Raw genomic sequence first — 428 nt, 5'->3', positions numbered from 1 at the left:
TTATCCACCCCGATGTACCAAGTTTGACCAGGGAACTCATTAGGATCATTATCATCACAGTCATCTGCAGTAGGCGCTGTTAAGCTGTAGCCTACAGGCTGCTCACAAGCCGTTACTGAAGTGACACTACCGAAGTAGGTATCAGAATCATTATCCACCCCGATGTACCATGTTTGACCAGGGAACTCATTAGGATCATTATCATCACAGTCATCTGCAGTAGGTGCCGTAAGCGAATAGCCAACAGGCTGCTCACAAGCCGTTACCGAAGTGACACTACCGAAGTAGGTATCAGAATCATTATCCACCCCGATGTACCAAGTTTGACCAGGGAACTCATTAGGATCATTATCATCACAATCATCTGCAGTAGGCGCTGTTAAGCTGTAGCCTACAGGCTGCTCACAAGCCGTTACTGAAGTGACACT

1 protein-coding gene is annotated in these 428 nt (G+C 47.0%); it reads right to left on the bottom strand.

The annotated features are described in order from the left end of the window. On the bottom strand, positions 1 to 428 hold a 428-nt coding region (locus EYD45_RS16820; RefSeq protein ID WP_207303325.1), incomplete at both ends, for a hypothetical protein.

Source organism: Hyunsoonleella flava (genome assembly GCF_004310325.1).
Classification (GTDB): domain Bacteria; phylum Bacteroidota; class Bacteroidia; order Flavobacteriales; family Flavobacteriaceae; genus Jejuia; species Jejuia flava.
Note: the sequence above shows the minus strand (reverse complement) of the source record. Positions and strands in the feature narration are given on the sequence as shown.